The organism is Kitasatospora sp. NPDC093806, from assembly GCF_040683335.1.
In the GTDB taxonomy this organism is placed as follows: Bacteria; Actinomycetota; Actinomycetes; order Streptomycetales; family Streptomycetaceae; genus Kitasatospora.
This window is the reverse complement of sequence record NZ_JBFBDO010000262.1, coordinates 1-1,404: the sequence shown is the minus strand read 5'-3', so window position 1 is coordinate 1,404 and position 1,404 is coordinate 1. Positions and strand designations below refer to the sequence as shown.

General features: G+C 74.9%; 1 protein-coding gene and 1 pseudogene. Both read left to right on the top strand.

The genetic code is table 11. The features are described from left to right. Positions 1–617 precede the first annotated feature (617 nt). On the top strand, positions 618–1,001 hold the full coding sequence (locus tag AB0N76_RS39850; protein WP_363565749.1) for a hypothetical protein: 384 nt from the start codon (positions 618–620) through the stop codon (positions 999–1,001). A 310-nt stretch (positions 1,002–1,311) separates the two neighbouring features. Then, positions 1,312–1,404, top strand: a pseudogene (locus tag AB0N76_RS39845) (iron chelate uptake ABC transporter family permease subunit); the annotation flags it as partial.

The following is a 1,404-nucleotide window of genomic DNA, read 5'->3' as shown; positions in this document are numbered from 1 at the left end:
CTCGCGGCGACCGTGCCGCCCGTGCTGCCTGACGGTGCGGGGGCCGCCGTCGAGCCGCCGCCCGAGGAGGAGCAGCCGGCCACCGCGACGGCCGCCAGGGCCAGCGCGGGCAGCCAGGCGTACCGGCGGCCGGACGTGATCGGTGACCTGCGCTCCATGGGAACCCCCTCCGATGGCCTCCACCGGGGCGGCGGACGGCGACGTGGCAGGATCCTACGGCTCGGGTCTCGACGGTATCTCCCGTTCCGGTAACGGGAGTTGGACAGCTCCGTCACGGGAGGCGGGCCGGGCGCGCCCGGGCGCCGAACGGGCGGTCCGGGGCACGGGGGTGGTGCGCGCACGTGCGGCCGGGCTCCCGGCGGCGCCCGCCGCCGCCCGAGCTGACCTGCCCGGATGCGGCGGACCTCCCATACCAGTGCGGCCCGTCCGCTGTCGAGCGCCGGGGGGCGTCTTCCCCGGACGGGTGACGTTCTGGTGAAAGTGGTCATGCCAGGAACGGCGGCCCGGCATGCTGATGCCCGTGATCAGGCGGATCCCGAGGACGGGGCGGGTCGCGTGACCGATTGGGACAGACCGATTGGGACATGGGACATCAGTAGGGATGGAGGCCCTGAGAAATGAGCACGAACCTGCCGGAGACCGTGGTCGAGGCCCCGGCCATCCTGCCCGCGCCGCCCCGGGTGATCGACGACCTCACCCGTGACCTGACCCACGCCGCCGCCGCCGTCCGGGCCGTCTCCCGGGCCGGCCGCAACGGCGGTGACGTCGCGGTGGCGGCGTACACGGCGGTGGTCTGCACCGGGCTGTCGGCGGCCCGCGCCCTGGAGGAGGCCGCGTCCTGGTGCCGTCAGGCCCCCGAGGCCGAGGTCCATTCGCTGGCCTGGGCGAGGGTCCCCGGTCACCGCGACGACGTCTTCGAGTACCGGGTCACCCTCGCCGTCAGCTTCCCCGACCACGAGACCGGCGAACACACCGGGGACACCCACCACGCCCGGCGCTGAACCACCGGCCGACGGTCGGTGGAGCACGGTCGAACTGCCTCCGAACCATCGGTGGGTCGGGGTTAGACTCGCCGCATGGAAACTGGGGGGACGAACGAACCGGCCGTGGAGGAGCGCGAACTCTCCACCGGCACCGCCGTGCTGGTCACCGTGCTGGCGGGGGTCTGCGGCGCGCTGGTGCTGCTGGCCGTGCTCCACTGGCTCGGCTGGACGGCGCCCGGCCTCGGCTGGCTGGTCGCCAAGGGCGCCGTGAAGCTCTGCGCCGGCGGCGCGGTCGGCCTGGTCGCCGCCGTCGCCTGGCTCCGCACCCGCCGCCGCCGTCGCGGTCAGCGGCATCATCGGCTTCGTCGGCCTGATCGTCCCGCACCTGCTGCGGATGGCCGCCGGACCCGGCCACCGCTTC